The organism is Helicobacter cappadocius, from assembly GCF_030688855.1.
GTDB classification, from domain to species: domain Bacteria; phylum Campylobacterota; class Campylobacteria; order Campylobacterales; family Helicobacteraceae; genus Helicobacter_J; species Helicobacter_J cappadocius.
Genome location: NZ_JAUYZK010000002.1, coordinates 168,368 through 191,710, shown reverse-complemented (window position 1 = coordinate 191,710; position 23,343 = coordinate 168,368). Strand labels below are relative to the sequence as shown.

General features: G+C 32.6%; 27 protein-coding genes. 11 read left to right on the top strand and 16 right to left on the bottom strand.

Annotation, left to right across the window (positions count from 1 at the left end; translation table 11 throughout):
• Positions 1-2 precede the first annotated feature (2 nt).
• The 8 genes from Q5I06_RS02275 to Q5I06_RS02240 form a co-directional block, all read right to left on the bottom strand.
• A complete protein-coding gene (locus Q5I06_RS02275; protein ID WP_305516585.1) occupies positions 3-791 on the bottom strand; it encodes a ParA family protein in 789 nt (262 codons plus the stop codon).
• 14 nt (positions 792-805) lie between these two features.
• Positions 806-1,435 (bottom strand): biotin--[acetyl-CoA-carboxylase] ligase, encoded by a 630-nt coding sequence (locus Q5I06_RS02270; RefSeq protein WP_305516584.1) that lies wholly within the window; start codon positions 1,433-1,435, stop codon positions 806-808.
• A gap of 37 nt (positions 1,436-1,472) precedes the next feature.
• Entirely contained in the window at positions 1,473-2,384 is a 912-nt protein-coding gene (gene fmt / locus Q5I06_RS02265) for a methionyl-tRNA formyltransferase (RefSeq protein ID WP_305516583.1), read from the bottom strand.
• A 25-nt stretch (positions 2,385-2,409) separates the two neighbouring features.
• Positions 2,410-3,534, bottom strand: a complete 1,125-nt coding sequence (gene obgE / locus Q5I06_RS02260) for a GTPase ObgE (RefSeq protein WP_305516582.1) — start codon at positions 3,532-3,534, stop codon at positions 2,410-2,412.
• Positions 3,534-4,025, bottom strand: a complete 492-nt coding sequence (locus Q5I06_RS02255) for a hypothetical protein (protein ID WP_305516581.1) — start codon at positions 4,023-4,025, stop codon at positions 3,534-3,536. Before Q5I06_RS02255 ends, obgE begins: the two co-directional genes overlap by 1 nt.
• Positions 4,026-4,135: 110 nt before the next feature.
• Positions 4,136-4,390 carry a 50S ribosomal protein L27 gene (gene rpmA / locus Q5I06_RS02250; protein ID WP_305516580.1) on the bottom strand — a complete coding sequence of 85 codons (255 nt, stop codon included), beginning with the start codon at positions 4,388-4,390 and terminating at the stop codon, positions 4,136-4,138.
• 10 nt (positions 4,391-4,400) lie between these two features.
• Positions 4,401-4,712: a 50S ribosomal protein L21 gene (gene rplU, locus Q5I06_RS02245; RefSeq protein WP_305516579.1), complete on the bottom strand. Its 312-nt coding sequence runs from the start codon at positions 4,710-4,712 to the stop codon at positions 4,401-4,403.
• Between the two features lie 110 nt (positions 4,713-4,822).
• Positions 4,823-5,194 (bottom strand): RidA family protein, encoded by a 372-nt coding sequence (locus tag Q5I06_RS02240; RefSeq protein ID WP_305516578.1) that lies wholly within the window; start codon positions 5,192-5,194, stop codon positions 4,823-4,825.
• A 69-nt stretch (positions 5,195-5,263) separates the two neighbouring features.
• Between Q5I06_RS02240 and Q5I06_RS02235 the strand changes: the two genes are divergently transcribed.
• The 3 genes from Q5I06_RS02235 (at position 5,264) to hsrA (ending at position 9,357) form a co-directional block, all read left to right on the top strand.
• Positions 5,264-5,662 (top strand): hypothetical protein, encoded by a 399-nt coding sequence (locus tag Q5I06_RS02235; RefSeq protein ID WP_305516577.1) that lies wholly within the window; start codon positions 5,264-5,266, stop codon positions 5,660-5,662.
• A gap of 151 nt (positions 5,663-5,813) precedes the next feature.
• On the top strand, positions 5,814-8,360 hold the full coding sequence (gene flgL / locus Q5I06_RS02230) for a flagellar hook-associated protein FlgL (RefSeq protein WP_305516576.1): 2,547 nt from the start codon (positions 5,814-5,816) through the stop codon (positions 8,358-8,360).
• Positions 8,361-8,679: 319 nt separating this feature from the next.
• Entirely contained in the window at positions 8,680-9,357 is a 678-nt protein-coding gene (hsrA, locus tag Q5I06_RS02225) for a homeostatic response regulator transcription factor HsrA (RefSeq protein WP_305516575.1), read from the top strand.
• 8 nt (positions 9,358-9,365) lie between these two features.
• Here hsrA and Q5I06_RS02220 read toward each other — a convergent pair whose 3' ends face one another.
• Complete coding sequence (locus tag Q5I06_RS02220; RefSeq protein ID WP_305516574.1) at positions 9,366-10,364, bottom strand: SAM-dependent methyltransferase; 999 nt, start codon at positions 10,362-10,364, stop codon at positions 9,366-9,368.
• The gene (locus tag Q5I06_RS02215; RefSeq protein ID WP_305516573.1) at positions 10,361-11,518 is read right to left on the bottom strand and encodes an aminotransferase class III-fold pyridoxal phosphate-dependent enzyme; all 1,158 of its coding nucleotides are present in this window, start codon (positions 11,516-11,518) and stop codon (positions 10,361-10,363) included. Before Q5I06_RS02215 ends, Q5I06_RS02220 begins: the two co-directional genes overlap by 4 nt.
• Positions 11,519-11,660: 142 nt before the next feature.
• Here Q5I06_RS02215 and Q5I06_RS02210 point away from each other — a divergent pair, with 142 nt between their 5' ends.
• Genes Q5I06_RS02210 through motB form a run of 5 tightly spaced genes read left to right on the top strand, consistent with a single transcriptional unit; the run spans position 11,661 to position 15,100 of the window.
• Positions 11,661-12,272, top strand: coding sequence for an MBL fold metallo-hydrolase (locus Q5I06_RS02210; RefSeq protein ID WP_305516572.1), 612 nt, complete (start codon positions 11,661-11,663; stop codon positions 12,270-12,272).
• A gap of 11 nt (positions 12,273-12,283) precedes the next feature.
• On the top strand, positions 12,284-13,063 hold the full coding sequence (locus Q5I06_RS02205) for a HesA/MoeB/ThiF family protein (protein WP_305516571.1): 780 nt from the start codon (positions 12,284-12,286) through the stop codon (positions 13,061-13,063).
• Positions 13,060-13,473: a M67 family metallopeptidase gene (locus Q5I06_RS02200; protein WP_305516570.1), complete on the top strand. Its 414-nt coding sequence runs from the start codon at positions 13,060-13,062 to the stop codon at positions 13,471-13,473. Before Q5I06_RS02205 ends, Q5I06_RS02200 begins: the two co-directional genes overlap by 4 nt.
• Positions 13,474-13,533: 60 nt before the next feature.
• Positions 13,534-14,304: a flagellar motor stator protein MotA gene (gene motA / locus Q5I06_RS02195; RefSeq protein WP_305516569.1), complete on the top strand. Its 771-nt coding sequence runs from the start codon at positions 13,534-13,536 to the stop codon at positions 14,302-14,304.
• A 10-nt stretch (positions 14,305-14,314) separates the two neighbouring features.
• Positions 14,315-15,100 (top strand): flagellar motor protein MotB, encoded by a 786-nt coding sequence (gene motB / locus Q5I06_RS02190; protein ID WP_305516568.1) that lies wholly within the window; start codon positions 14,315-14,317, stop codon positions 15,098-15,100.
• Positions 15,101-15,685: 585 nt separating this feature from the next.
• Here the strand turns inward: motB and Q5I06_RS02185 are convergent.
• From Q5I06_RS02185 to Q5I06_RS02175, 3 genes are read right to left on the bottom strand one after another with little or no spacing between them, the layout of a single operon-like run.
• Positions 15,686-16,546 carry a c-type cytochrome gene (locus Q5I06_RS02185; RefSeq protein ID WP_305516567.1) on the bottom strand — a complete coding sequence of 287 codons (861 nt, stop codon included), beginning with the start codon at positions 16,544-16,546 and terminating at the stop codon, positions 15,686-15,688.
• Complete coding sequence (locus Q5I06_RS02180) at positions 16,540-17,781, bottom strand: cytochrome b (RefSeq protein ID WP_305516566.1); 1,242 nt, start codon at positions 17,779-17,781, stop codon at positions 16,540-16,542. The genes Q5I06_RS02185 and Q5I06_RS02180 overlap by 7 nt, the downstream gene beginning before the upstream one ends.
• 10 nt (positions 17,782-17,791) lie before the next feature.
• Complete coding sequence (locus tag Q5I06_RS02175) at positions 17,792-18,295, bottom strand: Rieske 2Fe-2S domain-containing protein (RefSeq protein WP_305516565.1); 504 nt, start codon at positions 18,293-18,295, stop codon at positions 17,792-17,794.
• Positions 18,296-18,666: 371 nt separating this feature from the next.
• Between Q5I06_RS02175 and Q5I06_RS02170 the strand changes: the two genes are divergently transcribed.
• On the top strand, positions 18,667-19,455 hold the full coding sequence (locus Q5I06_RS02170; RefSeq protein WP_305516564.1) for an NAD+ synthase: 789 nt from the start codon (positions 18,667-18,669) through the stop codon (positions 19,453-19,455).
• Between the two features lie 10 nt (positions 19,456-19,465).
• Positions 19,466-20,374, top strand: coding sequence for a tetraacyldisaccharide 4'-kinase (locus Q5I06_RS02165; RefSeq protein ID WP_305516563.1), 909 nt, complete (start codon positions 19,466-19,468; stop codon positions 20,372-20,374).
• Positions 20,375-20,377: 3 nt separating this feature from the next.
• On the opposite strand, the gene Q5I06_RS02160 is transcribed toward Q5I06_RS02165, so the two are convergent.
• From Q5I06_RS02160 to Q5I06_RS02150, 3 genes are read right to left on the bottom strand one after another with little or no spacing between them, the layout of a single operon-like run.
• A complete protein-coding gene (locus Q5I06_RS02160) occupies positions 20,378-21,016 on the bottom strand; it encodes an ABC transporter ATP-binding protein (RefSeq protein WP_305516562.1) in 639 nt (212 codons plus the stop codon).
• Positions 21,017-21,028: 12 nt separating this feature from the next.
• Positions 21,029-22,306, bottom strand: a complete 1,278-nt coding sequence (lnt, locus tag Q5I06_RS02155) for an apolipoprotein N-acyltransferase (protein ID WP_305516561.1) — start codon at positions 22,304-22,306, stop codon at positions 21,029-21,031.
• A 16-nt stretch (positions 22,307-22,322) separates the two neighbouring features.
• On the bottom strand, positions 22,323-22,457 hold the full coding sequence (locus Q5I06_RS02150; RefSeq protein ID WP_305516560.1) for a hypothetical protein: 135 nt from the start codon (positions 22,455-22,457) through the stop codon (positions 22,323-22,325).
• A gap of 198 nt (positions 22,458-22,655) precedes the next feature.
• Here Q5I06_RS02150 and Q5I06_RS02145 point away from each other — a divergent pair, with 198 nt between their 5' ends.
• Positions 22,656-23,339 (top strand): CvpA family protein, encoded by a 684-nt coding sequence (locus Q5I06_RS02145; protein ID WP_305516559.1) that lies wholly within the window; start codon positions 22,656-22,658, stop codon positions 23,337-23,339.
• Positions 23,340-23,343 lie beyond the last annotated feature (4 nt).

Here is a 23,343-nt window from a genome sequence, read left to right as displayed (position 1 = left end):
AATTATGCCCCTTGAAGTATTGTTTGTGCTAATGCCTGATAAGCAACACTTCCATTTGATTTTACATCATACAGCAAAACAGGTTTTCCAAAGCTTGGTGATTCAGCAAGTTTGATACTTCTAGGCACGATAATATAGTTGTTATTGGTTTTGTCTTTAAATAACTTCTCGTCAAAATGTTGAGATAAGTCAGAAAAAACCTGTTTAGAAAGATTATTTTGAGATGAATACATAGTAGGTAAAAATCCCTTGATTTTCAAATTTGGATTGATGGAATCACGCAAAATTTTAATAGTACTTAAAAGCTGTGCCAACCCTTCTAGTGCAAAAAATTCACATTGGATAGGAATAATAACTGAATTAGCTACTGAAAGTGCATTGATAGTCAAAGGTCCGAGTGCGGGTGGAGAATCAATAATAATAAAATCATAAGAATCCACAACTTCTTGAACTTTCTTTTTGAGTATAAGTTCTCTCCCGGCATTTTTTTTGCTATAAAATTCTTTTTCAATACCTACCAAACCAATATTTGAAGGTGCTAAATGCATAAAAGGCATTTCAGTTTCTTTTATAATCTGAGAGAGTTTTTTTGTTCCCATCAGCACATGATAAATATCAAATTCAATATCATTTTTACGAAAACCCAAACTTGTTGTAGCGTTTGATTGAGGATCAAAATCTATCAACAAAACATTTTTTTCAGCCAAAGCCAAAGAAGCTGCTAGATTCACTGCTGTAGTAGTTTTACCTACGCCACCTTTTTGATTTGCAACTGCTATAATCTCACACATATTATCACCTCAATTTATCTAAAACTATAAATTTTCTCGCCATTTATTTCTATTCCGCCATCTGAACACAGTTTAGCCTCTTGTAGGTCTATTTTGCGATTTTGATGATGGAAGCTGAAACTAAAATTCTTGTAAAATTCTAGCTCATATTTACTAAAAATATCCTTCCATTCAAGAGTATTTTTGATTTTTTCAAAAAAAATCTCCAAAAATGCCTTTTTATCGATAGTTGTTTTCAATGAGGCAAAGTTACTTGCACTAATATTTAATCCAATCCCACAAACAAGATTATTTTTCCAAACATTCACAATAATACCTGCAATTTTTCTATCTTCGAAATAAACATCATTTGGCCATTTTAACCATACATCAAAGCCCATTGAAGCTAGAGTTTCTTTGAAAATAAATCCAAAGAAAATAGATGCACTCTGAGTAGGTAAATCTTGAGGCAAACTAGATATTTCATAAGAGAAAGAAAATGTAAGAGCATTTTCAACTTGTTTCCAATCATTGCCCCTACTCCCAATTCCTGCACTTTGTTTTTTTGCAACAATGCAAATAGGCGATTTAAGCAATCCCGATCGAAGATTTTCTACTAGATATGTTTGAGTTGATGGGAGCTCATCAAAATCTATTATTTTCATCATCACCTCTTTAGAAATATTTTTTAATCAAGTTTTTTTATTTGAGTATATGCCCAATTTCGAATCTCTTACCTCTAACATAGGCACTCGCAGATATTTTTTGTTTTCCCGGAGCTTGGAGAGTTGTTATTTCTATAATGCCCTTTTTACAACCTACAACAATAGTATTTTTTCTAATCTCCAATATCTCTCCAGGAGAAAAACTCCCATCTTCATCTACGAGATTAATTCCAAAAAATTTCAAGCCATTTTTTAAAAATATATTTGGCCAAGATGCATAAGCTAAGGACTTTAAAAATATTTTTTTAGCATCTCCAAAATCAATTAGTCCATCTTCTTTGAGTATTTTCTTACAATAAGAGCTTTCTGAATGTATTTGTCTAATAGGCTGAATATGACTTAAATTTTGTAAAATTCTTAAAACTAGATCTGCTCCCATCTGTGCTAGAACCCTACTTAAACTATCAATATCCATATATTCTTTTACTTCAAAGGAATGTACCCCTAAAATATCTCCGCTATCAAGAGATTCTTCCATATTAATTACACTCACGCCATATTCACTGTCATCATTTAAAATCATTTCCTGTATCGGAGATGCTCCGCGATATTTTGGCAAAATAGAGGCGTGAATATTGATGCACTTACTCAATGATAATATTTTTTTGGGTAATATCTTCCCATATGCAACCACCAAAATCACATCCGGAGATAAACTAGAGATTATATCCACACATTTTTCATCCAATACTTCAGGTTGAAAAATTGGAATTTTTTCTTTCCTTTGAATTAAAAATTCTTTTGTATCTGGAAACTTTAACTCTTGTTTTCTGCCAAAAGGTCTGTCTGGCTGGGAAAATAAACCAATAATTTGATGAGTAGAGTCCTCTAAGATTTTTTCCAAAACAATTTTAGCAAAACAAGGAGTGCCCATAAATAAAATTTTCATTCAATCTCCTAATGTATCAAAAAATCTACTGATTATCTTTGTATCTCATATCCACTTCAGATATTTTTGTCAATATTTTTGACAAAATAAATTTCAATGCAGTTGTATTAATATGAGCTGATGAAGAAATAGGCAATACAAACAAAGGACTTAATGAACTCTCCAGAATATTTTCATCAAAAAAATCTTTCCTAAAAAGAAAATCCCATTCTTTGCTCAACCCAAATTCATCTCTAGCAGAAGGTTTCATATTAAAAAAATGATAAAACTCATTTTTTTCATCAAAATCTGGATTTATAGTATCTATTTTACTCAAAACTATTCCAAAAGGTCTGTTGGCAAGATCTTGTGAAAAATTCTTTAGCTCTGCTTTAAGTCTTTCGTATTGATCGATAAGTTTTCTATACCCACCTGCTTCGATTACAAAGAGTAAAAATTTTGTTCTCTCTATATGCCTTAAAAACTCTATTCCTAATCCCTTGCCCTCACTTGCTCCATCAATGATACCTGGAATATCTGCCACCACAAAAGAGTTTATTTCATCAATTTCCACAACTCCAAGATTGGGTATTAGGGTTGTAAATTCATAATTAGCTATTTCTGGTTTTGCATTTGAGATGGTAGAAATAAGTGTAGATTTGCCAACATTTGGAAAACCCACAAGTCCTACATCTGCAATCATCTTGAGCTCAAGACGAATATGGCACTCAACGCCAGATAAACCACTTTGTGCATAAGTGGGTCTTTGATTTACTGAGTTTTTAAATCTTGCATTTCCAAGTCCGCCCTTTCCGCCTTTTAAAACCATAATTTTGTCTGTTTGGTTTGTAAAATCATAGAGCAATTGATCTGTGTCAAAGTCGAATATCTGGGTGCCTGGTGGGATTTTTATAACAATATCTTCCCCTCTTTTTCCGCTACATTTTTTACCCCCACCTGGTTGACCATTTTTTGCTCTGTAGTGTTTAGTGCCTCGAAATCGCGAGAGTGTGTCAGTATTTTTATCAATTTCAAAATATACATCTCCTCCATCTCCTCCATCTCCTCCATCTGGACCACCATTGAGAACAAATTTTTCTCTCCTGAAGCTGACAGCCCCAGCCCCTCCATTACCCGAAGAAATAAAAATATCTACATTATCAACAAACATCAATACTCACCTAATTTTTTATCTGAAGAATTCTCTAGCTTTTGATTGCAAATATCCCCCATTTGCTGAAATATTTTAAAATATTTTTCATACATTGAAGGTTTATCATTAAGACTTTTTTGTTTATAGGTCAAGCAACAATGCTTAGATACTTCCATAATATTCAAAGCTTCTACTCTTTTTCTCCAAAAATAAATACCATCTCGCAAATAAAGTCTTCGTATAGAACAAATATCTAAAACTACGTATTCATATCTTTGTTTTGATCTGAACCCTCTACTGTAAAAACATTTAATCACAACATCGCAAACAACAGAGCAGTTTTGAAAAAAGTCAGGAATATAAATTAGTCGCTGAGTATTGATAAGTTTTCCGTTTTTCTCAACATGATGATGAAAAATAATCTTTCTTATATAATATGATAGATAATAATTTAGAGTGACTTTTAGTTTGATGTTTTTTAGACAACATAAAGTAAAAAACCGCCTCATCAATCCCCTTTATAATTAAGCCCCCCAATAAAAATTGTACTATACTAGAAGAAGAGTAAATTTGAAGAATAGGAAAGGATTTCTTAAAAGAAATACTTTCCTGAATTGTATTATGCGGAGACAACAGAGACTTTTTTGCGATATTTATCTTTTTGTTGAAACTTTACAATTCCATCAACCAAAGCAAAAATTGTATGATCTTTACCCATACCAACATTTAAACCAGGATGAACCTTTGTTCCTCTTTGTCTGATAATAATATTTCCAGCTCGAACAAACTGCGAACCAAACTTTTTTACACCTAATCTTCTACCCGCTGAATCACGGTTATTTTGGGTACTACCCTGACCTTTCTTGTGTGCCATTTTTTACTCCTTATCCTACAATCTTCAAAACTCTTACTCGAGTAAAATCTCGTCTGAAACCTCTTTTGGTTTTGCTATCTTTTCTTCTTCTTTTCTTGAATGTAACGACTTTTTTCGCTCTTCCTTCGTTGATAACCTCAATCTCAATTTTAGCTCCTTTTACAAAAGGAGTTCCTAGACTGAATTTATCTTCATTGGAAATAGCTAAAACTTCGTTTAATTCTAATTTTGACTTTGGCTCAAGGCTCATTTTATCAAGTAGGATTATATCACCTTCTTTGACCTTGTATTGTTTGCCTCCATTCTTAAATACTGCATACATTGCTTTTCCTTGCGAAGTTGTTCTTTTGAGACGCTCCAGAGTTTTCAGCTTTTTGGTGCGAAACAAGTGTGCGATTATACATAATAGAATCTGATTTTTAGTTTAAATTTCTATTTTTGTGCAATACATTCTATCTCAACAAGTGCGTTTCTTGGCAATGTTTTTACCGCAACAGTTGTTCTAGCTGGTTTATGGTTTTCAAAATATTGAGCATAAACCTCATTAAGCTGATTAAAATTATTCATATCAGACAAAAAAACTGTTGTTTTAATCACTTTACTCAAAGAACTGTTTTGAGACTCTAGAACGTGTTTGAGATTTTCTAAAACTTGCCTTGTCTGTGAGATAATATCTCCATCCAAAAAACTTCCATCAGGTCTGAGTGCAATTTGCCCTGATGTATAGATAATATCCCCTAAAATAATCGCTTGAGAATAAGGTCCTATGGCTTGTGGAGCATTGGGAGTAGAAACGATTTTCACTTTATATCCTTGTAATTTTTTGTTTTCTCTATTATAATACAGCAAGTCTGAAAATATGAAGGGGCAGTCATGAAAATCCACTTTATTTTTATTATTTTGGGTATTTTTTTTGGCAATCTATTGGCTGATACTACGATCAGCGAAGATGAAATCATCGCAAAAATCCCCCTAAAAGATAATCAAGTTTTATTGTTTGATGGTAGAACTCAAAAAGCTATTGGCATCATAGAGGTAACTCAAAGTGGAAAAATAATCAGAATCCCCCTACCAAAAAAATCCAACAATAATAATGCAGAAAATATCATCGCTCCTACCACAAAAATAGATTTAAACAAAAAAAGCGACGATACTCAAGATGCTACCCCTATAAAATCAACACAACAGATTCCGCTTATTAACAAAAACAAACAATGGGACAAAAAAAAGATTCCTTACTTAATGAAAGAAGAAATTATTCCTGCTGAATAAAAAATTTAAACCATTTATCTAAAAATCCGATGTGCATATAAATATTCATTTGGAAAGCAAAAAGGCTGTATTTATATCAGCCATTAAGACAAGTGGAATTATTTTTGCTTGGCTAATGAAATGATTTTAAACTTATTTTGGGATACTTGGAATGCGTATAACCTTTGGGACAAAATACAATCAGATGAATTATTATCAAAATGTCCTGCAAAACAAATTAAATGAAATGAACACAAAAATAGCCTCAGGATTAAAGATCCAATACGGCTATCAAGATAGCAGTGTGAATAATCAAAACCTCAAGTTAGAGTTTGAAAAAAATACTCTTGAACAAGGTATAGATGTAGCAAAAGATGCTCAAAATACCACCTTAAATACAGATAAAGCACTCTCTGAATTATCTGAAATAATGGTCCAATTCAAAACTAAGCTTATTCAAGCTGCTAATGATATTCACTCTCCAAATTCACGCGAAGCCATTGCCAAAGATCTAGAAAAACTCAAAGATCATATCATCAATTTAGCCAATACCTCTATAGGTGGGGAATTTTTATTCGGTGGAAGCAAAGTTGATAGAGCACCTTTTGATTCGCAAGGAAACTACTATGGCAATGATGAAAAACTCAACGCTCTTATTAGTTCTAACAACCTTGTTCCCTATAATATAACAGGGCAAGAATTGTTTTTTGGTAGAGATTCAGACAAACAAAAACTTATCACTTCAAACATTAAAATGTTCAATCAAAACAAACTTCATCCTGATGTAATGGATGCGCTAAAAAAGGGAGATGCACCAGAGGAAGTCTATATTAAGCCTGAAGACACACTAAGAGATCTTATAGGTGATAATGACAATGATACAACCAATGATGCTAAAGAGTATTTTTATTTGCGGGGTGTAAGACCAGATGGTTCCACATTCAAGTCAAAATTCAGTTTTGATAAAGCTTATAAAAATAAAAACAATGCCACCACTGTAAATGATTTGCTTGAACAAATTGGAAAGGAATATGGTAATACTCCTCAAAACAAAGTTGTAGATGTTTCGATGAATTCTTGGGGTCAAATAGAAATAAGGGATCTTAAACCAGGAAACAGCGTTATTGACTTCAATCTTGTCTCTAGCGATCAAGATGTAGATAATCTTGAAGAACTCAAAAGTAATGGAGCACGTATCACTTCTTTTAATAAAAGTCCTTTCCTAACAGATAGATCGCTATCTAGCATAAAAAGTGTAGATGATACTTATGATTTTAGATACGTACATATTCCTACAGCTTTTATTGATAAAGACAACTCTGCTGCTACAAAAAATACAAAATTGTCAGATATTTTAGGTCCAGATACAGCGACGCTTATCATCGATGGCACACGCCCAAACAACAAAGATGGCACTATCAACCAAGAACCTTTAGAGCCACTTCAAATTGATGTTGAAAACTCTACAATGCAAGATTTAATGGATAATATCAAATCACACTTTGGTGGAAATATAGAAGTAGAATTATCAAATGGAAGACTTAGCATTCTTGATAAAAATGTTACAAACAAGCAACACGATAGCAAATCTCCTCCATTTGATGGAGAACACGGATTAAATGTAACATTAAAAACATTTGATAAAAATGGCTTAGAAACAGATGGTATACCAGCTGATTATGAAACCGAATATGATAAAACCTACTTCACTAATAAAGGTCCAAAACTTATCGGGAATATTTCTCAGGTTTTGGCTGATGGCAGTGGTTTTGCAAGCCCAAATACAAAACTCTCTGAAGTTGCTGGAGGAAGCATCAATGGACAATCCTATACCTTAAAACTAAACGATCATAATGGAATCCCACTACAAGCTCAAATTTTATTTGACGATAAGGGTTCTTATCTCAAACTTCCAAGTAAAACTCCCAATAAATCTGAGTATATTATCCCTTTATATAATCCACATGATGAGCCTCCTGCTATAAGCGTCACAAAAGCTGATGATGTAACCTATCAACAGCTCATGGATGCGATCTCTATAGCACTCAATTATAGTAATGAACCTGCGGATAATTTTCTAAAAGCAGAAGGAAAACGTAACGAGCCCTCCCAAGATGGGAAAGATAATTATGAAGCAATTCTTCAAAGATCTAAAGGACCATTATCTATAAGTATGACCAGAGATGGAAAGATACAAATAGAAGATAATGTTCGTTCAGTTAGCAAAATGAAATTTATGCTTTATAACGATAATACAAGTGATTTTTCAGCACAAGGTATAAAAAATGATATTTCTTCTATTCGTTTAAACGCAAATAATGCACTCACAATTGATCAACCTGATATTAATTTTTTTGAACAAATTGATGATATTATAGACTCAGTGAGAAGGGGTATTTATAGACCCGATGCAACCGGAAAAAACTATACTGAAGATATGCGAAAAATAGGTATACAAAATGGCATATCAGCACTTGATCATCTAAGCGATCATGTTGAAAAAATGGTCTCTTTAAATGGAGTTCATGGAAAAACCTTTGAAAATATTATCAGAAGAAATGAAATATTGAAGGTCCAAGTAGATTCCATCAAAGGCGAGACAATAGGCACGGACATCGCAGAGACTTATAATAAATTTTCAAACCTAACCACAAACTACAATGCAGTCCTAGCATCAACAAGCAAAATCAATCAAATGTCTTTAGTGAATTATTTATAATTTAGGATTTTTTTAAAAATGATAACCACCACCCCTTTATAAGGTGGTGATTACATAGTGGTATTTTTATAAACTTAACAAAACAAAAAGGAGTCGATGTGCAACAAGAGTAGAGAAGGAGGGGAGGTTGCTCTACTCTGCACATCTAACCAAACCCAAATATTAAAGAATTTGGCTAGGACAATTATATGAACAAAAAGTATATAATTAGCTAACGATGTTTAATGAAATTCTAAGTATTATTTCGTTTAAAATAATCTAAAACTATGCTATAATAGCAAGATTTAAAAATATTAAACTTTAAGCTCAAGGATAGTAGATGCGTATTTTAATAATAGAAGATGATTCTGAACTAAGCAAAACTCTTAGTGAATTCTTAAACCAAAATGGCTATCAAATGGATCTAGCAGAGAATTTAAAAGATGGTGAATATTTCATTAGCATTAGAAACTACGATTTAGTGCTTACTAGTGCCAAACTCAGAGATGGTGAAGCTACTAATATTATTCCTCATATCAAATCAAAATACCCTCGCGTTCCAGTAATTATGATTTCTCAAAAACATAGTCCTGAGGAAGAGGTTTTTGCATTTAAGGCCGGTGCGGACGATTTTATTGCAAAACCTTTTGATATGAATGTCTTGCTCGCCAGAATAGAAGCTAGACTTAGATTTTGGGGTTCAAGCCTCATTGAAATAGAAGATTTAGTTATTAATCCAGATGAAGAAAAAATTACCTACAAAGGCAAAGAAATAGAAGTAAAAGGGAAACCTTTTGAAGTGCTTACACATTTGGCAAGACATAGAGATCAAATTGTATCAAAAGAACAACTCCTTGATGCTATTTGGGAAGAACCTGAACTCGTAACTCCCAATGTTATTGAGGTTGCCATCAATCAAATCAGACAAAAAATGGATAAACCATTAAATATTTCAACTGTAGAGACGGTTCGACGAAGAGGCTATCGATTCTGCTATCCAAAACAAGCTGAAGAATAATACTTCTACTATCCTCCAAAGCTTATACATTGAAACCTTTCTCCTAGCCCCATAGGGCTGATGAGAGGTTTTATTTTGCCGACCTCTCTTAGATAGATTGAATAATCTACATTTTCAGAAAATTTTTCTAATAGTTCTAAAATACCCATTTCTATCATTGCTTTTGCTTGAGAAGTGTAAAATATTTTCTTTGCTCCATTTTTTGTAAAAATCCTATCAAGTAAAGAAAAATTTACATCATATGTAATATCGGACTTCTGATAAAAATTCTCCAATCTATCAGAAATTTCCAAAAAATTCTCAACCTGATGTTTTTGATAAGTTCTCAAATTAATATCATTTCTAGCTTCCCAATAACCATAATCAAAACTTAAAAATTCCCATTTTTTACTTTTATTTAAAACATTCACTAAAGAAAAAACAAACTCTTCTAATTTGACAGGTATCTCTCCTTTAATAATCTCATATTGTTTTGCTAAATGCTTTATTTGTGGAGATATATCTCTCCATAGAACTTTATGATTATCTATATAAATCATTTTTGATTCATTGATAACCTCACAAACAAAAGAATCAAAAACTTCATTGGAAAACACAAAAACACTCTCATTTTTATTCAAGATTAAATCTTGAATTTTTTCATAAATTTTAAGTTGATGACCCACGCGATACAAAAAAGCTTCTTTTTGCATCTTGGCTAATTCTGACAATGGCTCAATGGTAGCAAATTCACATTCCTCTATCACTCCAATAGATATAGAGGATAAAAATTCTGCAACATCTCCTATCAAATGAGCCTTATCAGCACCTATTTCAATAATTTTTAAAGGTAAGCTAAGTTTCTCTTGTTCTAAAAGTTTTACAATATATTGAGCAATACTTCCACCAAAAAATTTACTGACTGAAACAGAAGTATAAAAATCTCCATTTTTACCAATCATGGCGGCACGATAATAGCCATTATTCCCGTAGAGCCATTCGTTCATATAAGAAGAAAAACTAATCATAACTTTTCGCAAGCTTTATGTAAACGTTCAAATCCTTCATTGATTTCATCAATGCTTATATTCAACGCAGGTAAGAATCTTATTCTGTCTTTATCTCCTTTGAGTATCAAAAGCTGTTCTTCAAAAGCACTTTCAATAATATTTTTTTGATTTTTTTCATCCTTGATCACCAAACTCAACATAAGACCTACTCCAACTTTTTTTTCAAATAAATTAGAAAAATTCTTTAGTATTTTATCCAATTGAATATTGAATAAATCAATCGTTCTTTCCAAATTTCCACTCTTATGCTCTTCTTCCAATGCTTCAAACACAAGCAATCCAGCCCTTGAAGAAAGAAAATTTCCTCCGAATACATTTTCATAATCACCATGTGTAAAGATATCTTTTAGACTGCATATCGTAGCTCCAATAGGCACTCCTCCACCCAATCCTCCTGAAATTGTCAATACATCTGGCATCAATCCATACAAACTAGATACAAAGATTTCTCCACTTCTATATACTCCACTCTGATTTTCATCAACCATAAAAAGAATTTTCTTTTTTTTCAAAAAATCTGCTAGATGTGTTATTTGAACCATGTGTGTTCTTAAAAATTCTACTCCATCTTCAGAGAACTCCATAAAAATAGCACAAGTTTTATGATCAACCAAGGAATAAATATCATCAATGTCTTGAGCACATATAAAATATTCAGAAACAAAATCATTCTCACCCATAATCCGATCATAAAATTGATTGCCCAATACAATAATCTTATCTCTATCTTTGTCTCCAAACTTCTTTGCAATTCTTATCGCACATCTATTTGCATCCTCTCCAGAGTTTCCAAAAAATATCCTCGCATCAAAACCGCTAAGTTCTAATATTTTTTTTGCTAAAAGAGCTTGAGGTTCTACTAAATAATAATTGGACAAACTTATCAAATCTCGTGCTTGTTCGCTTATACCCTTGACAAATTTTGGATTTCCATATCCTAATATATTCTCACCAATCCCACTTCCAAAATCGATAAATTGCTTACTGCAAGGGGTGTAGAGTTTTGAACCATCTCCATAAGCAAAGCGAATCTTTTTACGTTCATAAGTATGCAATATATATTGATTATCAATCTCCATCAAATCATCTATTTTGTAATTCTTGTCAAACATCTCTTAAGCCTTTTTTACATATTTAATGTGTGTTTTCATAGATTGTACTATCTTTGCCTGAATATTTAATAAAATCTTAGGTTGATATTAGCTAGAATACAACATACTTTGGTTGCAAATGTATAAAAGAAGGAAATAACTGATGAAACTCCTCAAAAAGGCCTTTGGAGCACCTCAAACAAACTGCTATATATATGGTACTTCTAAGGGAGACTTTATTGTAGATCCTGGCATTGGAGCAAGTGAGTGGGTGCTAGAAAACTCTACAAACCCTTTGGCCATACTAATAACTCACGGACACTATGATCATATTTGGAGTTTGGCAGAGTTAAAATCAAACCTTCCGAATACCCCGATTTATTGTCCAAAAAAAGATGTATTTATGCTGGAAACTGATTGTTTTCAAACCGGTCTAACGCCATGCACTCCAAGTAATATAATAGAAGGAGAAAAATCCACTTCTACGTTAAAAATTTCTGATTATACAATCAAATATCATCATCTTCCTGGGCATACGCCCGGATGTTCCATTATTGAAATAGATAATATTATTTTTAGTGGCGATTTTATATTCTATCGCTCAATTGGTAGATATGATTTTCCGTATTCCAACCCTTCTGATATGAAAGAATCTCTTATAAGGTTCCGACAAATTCAATCAGACACAGATAAAACGATTTATCCTGGTCATGGTCAAAACACTTCTTTATTTCAAGAACAAAAAAACGCAGATCTATGGATCAAAAGAATCTAAAAGGAGAAAAAATGAAACTTACTCAAAGTCAAAAAGAACGTTATTTGAGACATATTATGCTTGAAGATGTTGGAGAAGAGGGGCAAGAAAAACTCCTTCACTCAAGCGTTCTTATCATAGGAGCTGGAGGATTAGGATCCCCCAATGCTATGTATTTGACAGCTGCAGGAATAGGAAAAATTGGTATTTTAGATTTTGATATAGTTGAAATCAGCAATCTTCAAAGACAGATTATTCACACGACAGATGAAATTTCGCACCCAAAAACTAGATCTGCGAAAATCAGAATGAATGCCATCAATCCAGAAGTAGAGGTGCATACTTACTTTGAAAAATTTACCTCTTTAAATGCTCTAAAGATTGTGCAAGAATACGATTTTATCATAGATGCTACAGATAATTTTGCAGGAAAATTCCTCATTAATGATGCTTGTATCCTAGCAAATAAACCATACTCCCATGCAGGGGTGCTAAAATACAGAGGACAGACAATGACAGTTATTCCTCATAAAACCGCTTGTTTTGCTTGTGCTTTTGATACCCCTCCCCCAGTGGAACTCAATCCCAAGTTTAGGGCTGGTTTATTTGGAGTTATTCCGGGAATTATAGGCTGCATACAAGCTGCAGAAGCAATAAAATATTTGTTAAATATTGAAGAACTCATCACCAATAATTTGCTAATGATGGATGCAAAAACGATGGATTTTAGGAAAATACAAGTATCTAAAAATCCCGAATGTCGTGTATGTGGTAAAGATGGTATCAAAAAACTGAAGGATTACCCGCAATGATAGTTTTAGGCGAGGTATTTTTTCAAGAACTTATCAACTATGCCAAATTGCACTCACCTAAGGAGTGTTGTGGATATTTTTTTGGTTTTAGAGATACATCAAATAATCAAAACATTGTCAAACAAATATTCAAGATGAATAATATTCATGAAAATCCAAAAGACTTCTTTATGTTTTCTCCTCAAGAACAATTAGATGCTCTAATAAAGTGCAAAAAAGAAAATCTTGAAATTATCGGTATATTCCATTCACATCCACATTCAAAAGCATATCCGTCTAATGAAGATATGAAATATATTTATGATCATAGACATAGCTACACTATCATATCCTTGCTAGAAAAAATACCCCAAGTCAAATCTTTCAGGATCAAAGAAACAGAAATTTGTGAAGAAACAATAAAAATTTAAAAAAATGCCGATTAATTGGTTATAATATATTCAAAATAAAATCAAAATGATGGATGGATTATGGATCTCTCGACTTTATTAGGTATGGTTCTTGCACTCTCTTCAATATCACTAGGAGATATTTTAGAAGGTGGAAATCCATTGCACATTGTCCATTTAAGCTCTGTTATTATTATCGTTCCCACAACCTTGTTTTCTGCAATGACCGGTACACATGCTCGTTTTGTAAAAGCTGGTTACAAAGAACTTAAGGTTGTTTTTCTTGGTTCAAAAGTCAATTTAAACGCTACGATAAGACAACTTGTGGAGTTTGCCACTCTAGCTAGAAGAGATGGTGTTCTATCGTTAGAAGCAAAAGCTGCACAAATTGAAGATGACTTTACCAGAGAAGCTTTATCCATGATTATAGATGGAAAAGATGCTAAATCTGTTAGAGAAGATATGGAAGTTCAAATAGAAGAACTTGAAGAGTATTATCACGGGGCAGCCCATTATTGGATTATCGCAGGAGAATCAGCTCCTACATTTGGTCTTGTTGGGGCAGTTATGGGTCTAATGTTAGCACTACAAAAACTTGATAATCCTGCTGAAATGGCAGCGGGAATAGCAGGAGCATTTACAGCGACAGTTACGGGTATTATGTGTAGTTATGCTATATTTGGTCCTTGGGGAAATAAACTCAAAGCGAAATCAAAAGACATCGTAAAAGAAAAGATTGTCGTCTTAGAAGGAATTATCGGAATCGCCAATGGCGATAACCCTAGAAGTTTGGAAGCAAAATTATTGAGCTTCTTAGGTCCTGACGAACCTAAGGTTTCACAGTTTGAATAAAGAAAAATGAATGGCTAAAAAGAAAAAAGCAGAAGAATGTCCAGCAGGTGAAAAATGGGCGGTACCCTATGCAGACTTTTTGTCCTTATTACTTGCACTTTTTATTGCTCTTTATGCTATATCTGCAACGAATAAATCAAAGGTTGAAGCTCTAAAAGTTGAATTTATAAAAATATTTGACTCTACTGCCAAACCCGAAACCCTCCAGCCTGTTTTACCCATACCTCCAAATCCTGGCGAAGAATCCGAACAGACTGAGGGAGAAAAAATTAGGCAGTCTGATCAAAATTCTTCTTCGATGTCAATAGAAAATGTTGCTCAACTCCAAGATATGACCGAGGAAGGTGGTATTTTAGAACAAATAGAACAAGGAACAACACTTAGACTTCCTGCAAATCTTATATTTAAGGAAGGAAGCTCAGAGATTGCTAATAGCGATATGATAATGTATATCAAAAGAATCGCACAAATCATAAAAAAACTTCCTCCTCAAGTGATGATTGATGTCAGAGGTTTTACAGATAATTCTCCATTGAGCAAAACTTCCGATTTTAAAGATCATTATGAGCTTGCCGCAAGTAGAGCTGCTAAAGTAATGAGAGCGTTAATACAAGATGGTGTTTCACCTAACCAACTCTCTTTTTCGTCTTATGGAGATAGCAAACCTATCGCACCAAATAATAGTCCAGAAAACAAAATTAAAAATAATCGTGTAGAGATTTATCTCTCCACAAATCCAAATAATCTTGAAGAAGTAAAATCCATTCTTGATAAAAATAAGAAAAAAGATAAGTAAATCGTTATATTAATTTTTAATAATTAATCCTAATTAGGTAGTATCATTTTTTTAATTTTAAGATACTATATTTTATTTTTAATTTCCAATCCTTGCGATATCGATTTGCTTTGAATTTGAAAATATCAATAAAGTCCCTCATTGTGAAGCAAGTGAGCTTGATTGAAGATCGCGATAGGATTGCATTTAACTGATAATGACGATTTGGTAAAAAGCTTAAAAAGATAACTTGATATCAAGGTGATAGATATTGATATTGCCTTATTATAGGAAATGATTCTTTTTAGAGTGCTTGAGTTTGCATTCCACAAATTTATTCTTAATTATTCTCTAAATAATAATCGCAATTAAGTATATATGACTGCAAACATTGGTTTAAATTAAAACAGCAATATATTGAGCCTAGTCATCTTATAGTCTTTCCTAAGAAAAACCCTAATAAGATTATTAAAATAAAGGAATATTAAGAATTTATTTGATAATAATTTTTAATTAAACTCAAAACATGAGTAAAATATAGAAGATATACCCTCCCCTCGTAAAACAAGGGAGGGTATTATAATATGAAGCTTTATGTTATTTTTTTTAATGTAAATCACTCCATATTTTCCGTTTCCAAGCATATGCAAGTAATGCCATTACTGCAAAGAATATCATAATCTTAATTCCAAGTGAATCTCTTTGTGCTTTTTTACTATCACCTACTTTTTCCAAATAGCTAATAACTTGTTTCTCGGCCTGTTGTGTAAGTCCAACTCTAGGCATTGGAGTATTAGGTATCATTTTTTGAGGATTATTAATAAATACGCTCAATTCTTTAGGACCTCGACTTCTTATCATCATAGACAAGTCAGGAGCTTTGGTACCCAAATACCTTTCCAAATCAGCATCAGGAGTAAGGGCAACCATTTTATCATACCTGATACTATGACATCTATCACAAGCTTGAGTGAATACATCTTTATCGCTAAGGTTCTTAGATGCGATAGAAGCAAGATAAGCTACAATATCAGAGATTTCATCATCACTCATCCAGTCATAACCAGGCATTGGATAGGGATTGGAGTCACCAAACTTATGAGAAAGTTCAGTTGCCTTAACAGGATTTTTAATGAAGTTTGCCAAAAAATTATGATCAAGCACTGCTGCAATATTTGATAGATCAGGAGGAACTACTCCGTAGCTACTCGCAGAAGAAGCATTATCCATGGGAGGATTAATTTTTTCAGCTTTGATTCCATGACAAGCAGTACAATTCTCTGTAACTAACTTTTTTCCCTTCTGGGCATCACCCTTACTCAAATCTATTTTGTCCAAATCTTTAAACTCATAATCTGCAGGTGCAACCTTTGGATGCATAATAGAATGAGCTAAAGGCTCAACACCCCAATAAATAATACCCACAACAATAATTAAAAGAAGAAGTATTTTTAACTCCCTTAGCATTTTGCACCTCCATTTTTATTTCTTTCCATAATTGTAATCACTGGTAATGCCACAAGAAATAAGAACAAAAATGCTATAGAGGCAACAAACCCTATATAAATACTGTTTCCTTCTGGTGGTAGCTTTCCAAAGATTGTTAAAACAATCAGATCAATTATCATCAACCAATACCAAATAAAAAATAAAGGTCTCTTATGTGCTGGTGCTACTTTTTGACTTCTATCTAACCAAGGTAAGAAAAAGAAAATAACTTGAGCAATACCAAAAGCTATCAATCCTAGATTTGCACTAAAAAAGAATCCTCTAAGTACTTCATAACTCCATAAAAAATACCACTCAGGATAAATGTGTGTAGGTGTTTTCAAGCTATTAGCAGGATCAAAATTTACAGGATCCATAGCAAATTCATAGTGATAACAAACCAAATAAAAGAAAAATATCATGAAGGTACAGATAACAAATATATCTTTTGAGAGAAATACTGGCCAAAATGGAATTACTTTTGAATCTTTTTTCTTCCCTTCAATGTATTTTTTCTCCTCAGCTTCAAAATCAAAAACCTCGCCTTCTTGATTATTAACATGAGGAATTCTAAGCGAATAAAAATGCACTACGATCAAGATCATAATCACTACGGGAAGTAAAAATACGTGCAACATAAAAAATCTTGTCAGTGTAGAATCTGCAACTACATAGTTTCCTCTTATCCATTCAACAACATCATTGCCTATAAAAGGAATACCACCAAAAAGATTTGTAATAACTGTTGCAGCCCAATAACTCATCTGCCCCCAAGGCAACATATATCCACTGAATGCTTCTGCAGAAAATGTCACAAACAGCAACATACCACTTACCCAAATCATCTCTCTGCCTCTTTTATAAGAGCCATAGTAAATGGCAACAAACATATGAATATAAAGAATAACAAATATCATACTTGCTGCAACAGCATGAATATGTCGCCATAGCCAACCATATGCAACTTCTTGCATAATTGTATAATTAACACTATCAAAAGCCATATTTGCATCGGGCTTATAATACATCAATAAAAAAATTCCCGAAACAAGAAGTATGGTAAATAGAGCTGTCAAAACAACTCCCATAGCCCACAAAAAATTTATGTTTTTAGGAATCCAGTATTCAGTCATCAAAACTTTTGTTAATTTTTTGACTCCCAGCCTCTGATCTAACCAATCAATGAATCCATCAGCCTTTTTAATTTCTGCCATTTTTTCCTCCTTATGCCTTGCCTATCATTGTTTGATACTCAACACCCACTTCTCCAAACACAATCTTTGTTCCATCAACCTTAAAAGGTGGTATATCAAAAGGTCTTGGTGGTGGAGTACCCTTTATATTAATTCCATCAATAGTGAATTTTCCTCCATGGCATGGACATAAAAATTCTTTTAAATCTGGATGAAAAATAGGAATACATCCCAAGTGTGTGCAAATTTGAATACCTAATGTAAAAACACTATCATTTATCTTAAAATCTCTTTTGGGATCAAAACCCTCATCGGATGTTTTTCGAATAATATAGATAGGCTTACCTCTCCATTCAGATTGAAAAAACTCTCCTTCTTTGATTCCACTAATATCCACAGTTGTAAAACCTGCAGATACAACACTTGGCAAAGGATCCCAAGTTTTTTTCATAGCGACCAAAGAAGTTATTGCTCCAACAGCGGTTACGCCACCGAGCGTCATTCCTAAAAAATCACGTCGTTTAATCTCAGCCATCGTCCATTCTCCTTTTTGTTGTTAGGTTGTTTTTTTGAAAAACGTAGATTAAAATCTCTGAATTGTATTTGATTTAGACTTAAATATTTTTGATTTTAGAAAAATAACCTAAATTTTAACTCTAAAAATGTTTCAAACAGGGATTGAGATTACTATTTTAACTCCTCATTACTGCGTAAAAATAGGAATTTGTTAGAAGATTATTCAAGTCCATAAAAATTCTAAAAAATCTAAGAAAAAAATCAAAAAAAACATTATAAAAAATCAATTTTTATAAAAAATTACAAAAATTTTCCTCACCATAGCAAAATTAGCAAATATTTTTGGTAGAATTTCACCATTATTAAATCTCTTAAGAATAGGAAAAATATATGAATATACCTGCTTTACCTCAAAATATCGTTAAGTCACTGATAAATTTTTTATATCAAGAAGCAAAAAGTCGTGGCTTCAATCGTGTTGTTTTGGGAGTAAGCGGAGGAATAGATAGTGCAGTGGTCGCAGTCTTATGCAAAATGACTTTTGGTACGCACTTAGAGGCACTTTTAATGCCCTCCATCACCTCCTCAAAAAATAGCCTTACTGATGGTATCGCATTATGCGAACAATTTGATATTCCTTATCAAGTTCAATCTATCAATCAATATGATGAATCATTTAGGACTAATCACAAAGAAGCCAATCTAATTAGAAAAGGTAACTTTTGTACGCGAGTTCGAATGTCTTTGCTTTATGATTTATCTCAAGAAGTTCGTGCGATTGTAGTAGGCACTAGTAATAAAAGCGAATTAATGCTAGGCTATGGAACAATACATGGGGATCTCGCCTATGCCATCAACCCTATCGGAGATTTTTACAAAACACAAGTATATGAATTGGCCAAAATACTCAATATCCCTAGACATATAATAGACAAAAAGCCTAGTGCTGATTTATATGCCGGACAAAGCGATGAAGATGAATTGGGATACACCTATGAAGAAGTTGATAGATTGCTTTTTGAAATCTCTAAAATGTACAGTGACTTATCTGAAATTGATGTGAAGAAATTCTATCAACTTGGTTTTGAAAAAGAAATGGTAAATTCAATCGTCACTAGAATCAAAAAAAATCTCTTTAAAAGAACTCCTCCAGCTATTTTTACGATAAAAAAGGGTTAGAGAGTTAATTTTGCGCTTCATTGATAGATATTTTTATAAACCAAGTTTTTTGCAAAAAATCATTTCCTTTATTCTCTTACCTATCTCTTGGCTCTATTGCATGGCTTCGGTTTTGCGTAGGAAAATATCTCGTTTTGCTGATTTTAAAATACCGATTATAAGTATTGGCAACCTAATCGCAGGAGGAAGTGGTAAAACTCCCTTTATTATGGAAATTGCCAAAGAATATATTGATGTTGCTATTATCTCTAGAGGCTATAAAAGAAAATCCAAAGGGGTCGTGATAGTAAGTCAAAATGGTAAAATTATATGCACCCAAAAAGAATCGGGTGATGAGGCCTATCTAATGGCAAAGAGACTAAAAAATGCAAGTGTAATTGTCAGTAAAAATCGAAATTTGGGGATTCAAAAAGCAAAAGAGATTGGCTGTAAGATTATTTTCTTAGATGATGGATTTCGTTTCAACTTTAAAAAATTGAATGTTTTGCTTAAACCAAAACTAGAACCTTATTTTAGATTTTGTATTCCAAGTGGAATCTACCGAGAAAGACCCTCCTTATACAAAACTGCTGATATTTTAGCTATAGAAGGAATAGATTATAAACGTAAAGTGAAGATTGTTAATCAAACTCAAAGGATGCTTTTAGTTACAGCTATAGCCAATCCCTCTCGACTAGATGAATATCTTCCCAATATTGTTGGAAAAATAATACTAGGCGACCATAGTGATTTCAATATAGATAAATTACAACTAGAAGTTCAAAAACACGGTGCCACTTCCATACTAGTGACCCAAAAAGACGAAGTCAAGCTCAAAGAATGCCCTATTCCGATAAGTCTGATAGAACTTGAACTAGAAATTAATCCAACAATAAAAGAAGCTATCGCTGAATATATTCACTCCCAATCAAACTTATAATTTTTAAATTCGATTTAATCTTTTATTTTCCAATCTAAACATCTGGGTACAATCTGTTGCTATTTTTTCATCATGTGTGGCAAGAACTAACACACCCTGTGTTTTTCTAATATATTCAAAAATAACTTTCATTGTGCTCTGTGCTGTTTCTTTATCTAAATTCCCTGTAGGTTCGTCCGCAAAAATTATTTTAGGTTTTTTGGTCAAGACTCTAGCAATCGACAAACGTTGTTGCTGACCACCACTAAGCTCACCAATATTTTGATAGATTACTTCAAGAATACCCAAATCTCTTAATAACTCCTCATCCAAATCATTAGAAGAAATAATTGAAGCAACTTTCAAATTTTCCATTCCACTAAATCCTCGAAACAAATAATGAGATTGAAAAATAATACCTATATCATAGCGTCTAATTTTTAAGAGTTGTGCATTAGATAAAGAATAAATATCCTTATGTTCTAAAATATCCACCCTTCCTTCTATAGGTTTTAGCATCGTAGAAAGATTATTTAATATAGTGGATTTTCCACTCCCACTCACACCTAAAATAGCCATAGATTGTCCTGAAAAAACTTCAAAATTAAGATTTTCATAAAGTAAATTTTCAAAACGATGAGTTAATTGGATTGCTTTTAACATTTATTCCTTTCTTTAAAGATTTTTATCCCCAAAAACAGAGCTAGAAAGAACATAGGATGGGGATTGATTGCTACTATGAATAACTACTGTTTTATAAAGCCTAGCATAGTATTTTATCAACATTCTTTGAAGAATAGGTTCAATACTAGGCACAAACCAAGCATTATTACTAATAACAATAACATATTTGGGTTTATCTTTATACATTATCGCCGAAGTTCCTTCATAACAAATTGCTCCACGAAAAACTTCCTTACCTATTTGAATATTTCCTGGTTTTTTTGCATCACTAAGCCCTATCTCCTCTCCAAAAAACATTTTCCTCAAAGGTTTTGCTAAAAATTCAGGAAGTGGGATTTTCTCTCCAAAAGGAGCTAGAACAACCTTATCTATATAGCTGAAATTACCATTTTGAAATATGTATATACTGTTATAAATTCTATGATTATCATCCTCACGCAATCCTCCTGCAATAATCACAATGTCTTTTCCGAGTATTTTTAGATTATCGATAAGAAAGCTCCTATTAAGCACAAAAGGAAAAGCCGTCTCAGGTAGAACAACCGCATTTTGATGATCTTGCTTTGCCTGATAAATCAAGTTGAAATTATTATCAACTATATAGCTCATTTCTTTTTCTTCCCATTTTTCAGATTGCGGAATATCTGTTGTGGTAATTTTCAAATTCAATTTGTCCTTATTTATTTCAGAAGTATTGATATTTAAATCCTGCCACTTTCCATCCTCTCTTATATGTCCCCAATCCAATGCAAAAAGCAAAAAGCAAATACTTATAAGTTTATAATACCTTCGAAAATTCCATAATGCAATCACTCCGAGTATCAATCCAAAAAAACTCCATTTATCCACAGCAAAAATACTGTAAGAAAAAAATGATTCGATCACTAGCCAATCAAAACCAAATGGATGAATATAACTAGCTATCATCAAAGTAAATATTCTCCAAAAATAAGAATTGTAAAAAAGTAAAAAATAAAATACAACGCCATATACAATACTCACAAAAATCATTACAAAGGGTATCAAAAACTCCATAGGAGAGAATCGGAAACTAAGTCCTGTCCAATAAAACAGTCCCAATCCAACAAAAAATCCAAACCAAAACTTCAATACTCTAGGTACAAGCAAAAAAATCCAAATACTTAAAAGTCCAAAAAAACTCTCAAAAATCACAGCAGTTTTTTCAAGCCCCAAATAGATAAAAATACCTCCAACATACACTGGTAGCAAAAAAATTGCTGCAAAGATCAAAGCCCAAAATATCCGCATTCTCAAATCTTTATGGTTAAGTAAATATGCATATGAAAAATATTCCTTTATATTCTTTATTTTGGACACAACCATCCAGCAACTCTCCTAAAATATTATCAATCTCAATGTTTATATCAGCATTACTCTGCATATCTTGAAATTTTAGCATTATTCTTGCTTCCTGAAGAATAAATAGAAAATGTTGTTGTGATGAGATTTTTAGACTATTATCAAGATACAAATATGTGCAAACCATACCATCTATAAGTTCATCATCTATTTCCTATTTCTTGATTTATTTTAAGATTTTTATTTTTAGCTTATTTGTTGTAGAATACGAAATAAAACTAAAAAATGCAGAGTGAAAATGGGCTACATAGACTTAATATTGATTATAATCATCGTGGTAATTGGACTAAGAGGTTTTTACAATGGATTTGTAAATGAGGTTTCAGGTGTCTTGGGAATCATACTTGGAGTATTTCTTGGTTCAAGATTTGCCACGAGTATGGGTGAATGGATCACAATCAATGTATATGATTTCAGAACTCCTTCCATAGCTACTTTGATAGGTTTTGTTATTATTTTAGCTGTCATATGGGTAGCGTTTCTAATAGTGGGTGTGATTTTGAGTAGATTTATCAAGATAACAGATTTTTCTATTATTGACAAAACACTTGGTTTTATTTTTTCGTGTTGTAAAATATTTTTAATCATAGGTTTCATACTCTATGGAGTTTCAAAACCAAAATTCACTCAAGGTTTTAATGCTTACTTAGAAAAAAATAGTAAAATATATCCTATAATGAATGCGATTTCTGCAACGATTTTAAAAATCCCTAGTGTTCAAGAAACTCTAGGCAACACACAATCAGTTGGAGAAAGAATACACAAAGATGGAGTAAAAAAGCTTCAAGAAACAGTCAATAGTACAACTCAAGACTTGCAAGATAATATCACAGAAAGCACAAAAGAGGCGATTAAAAAAATCCCCCAAAAACTAACTCCTGATGTTGGTGCTGACAAAAATAATACTCAAGCGGACTTCTAAAAAT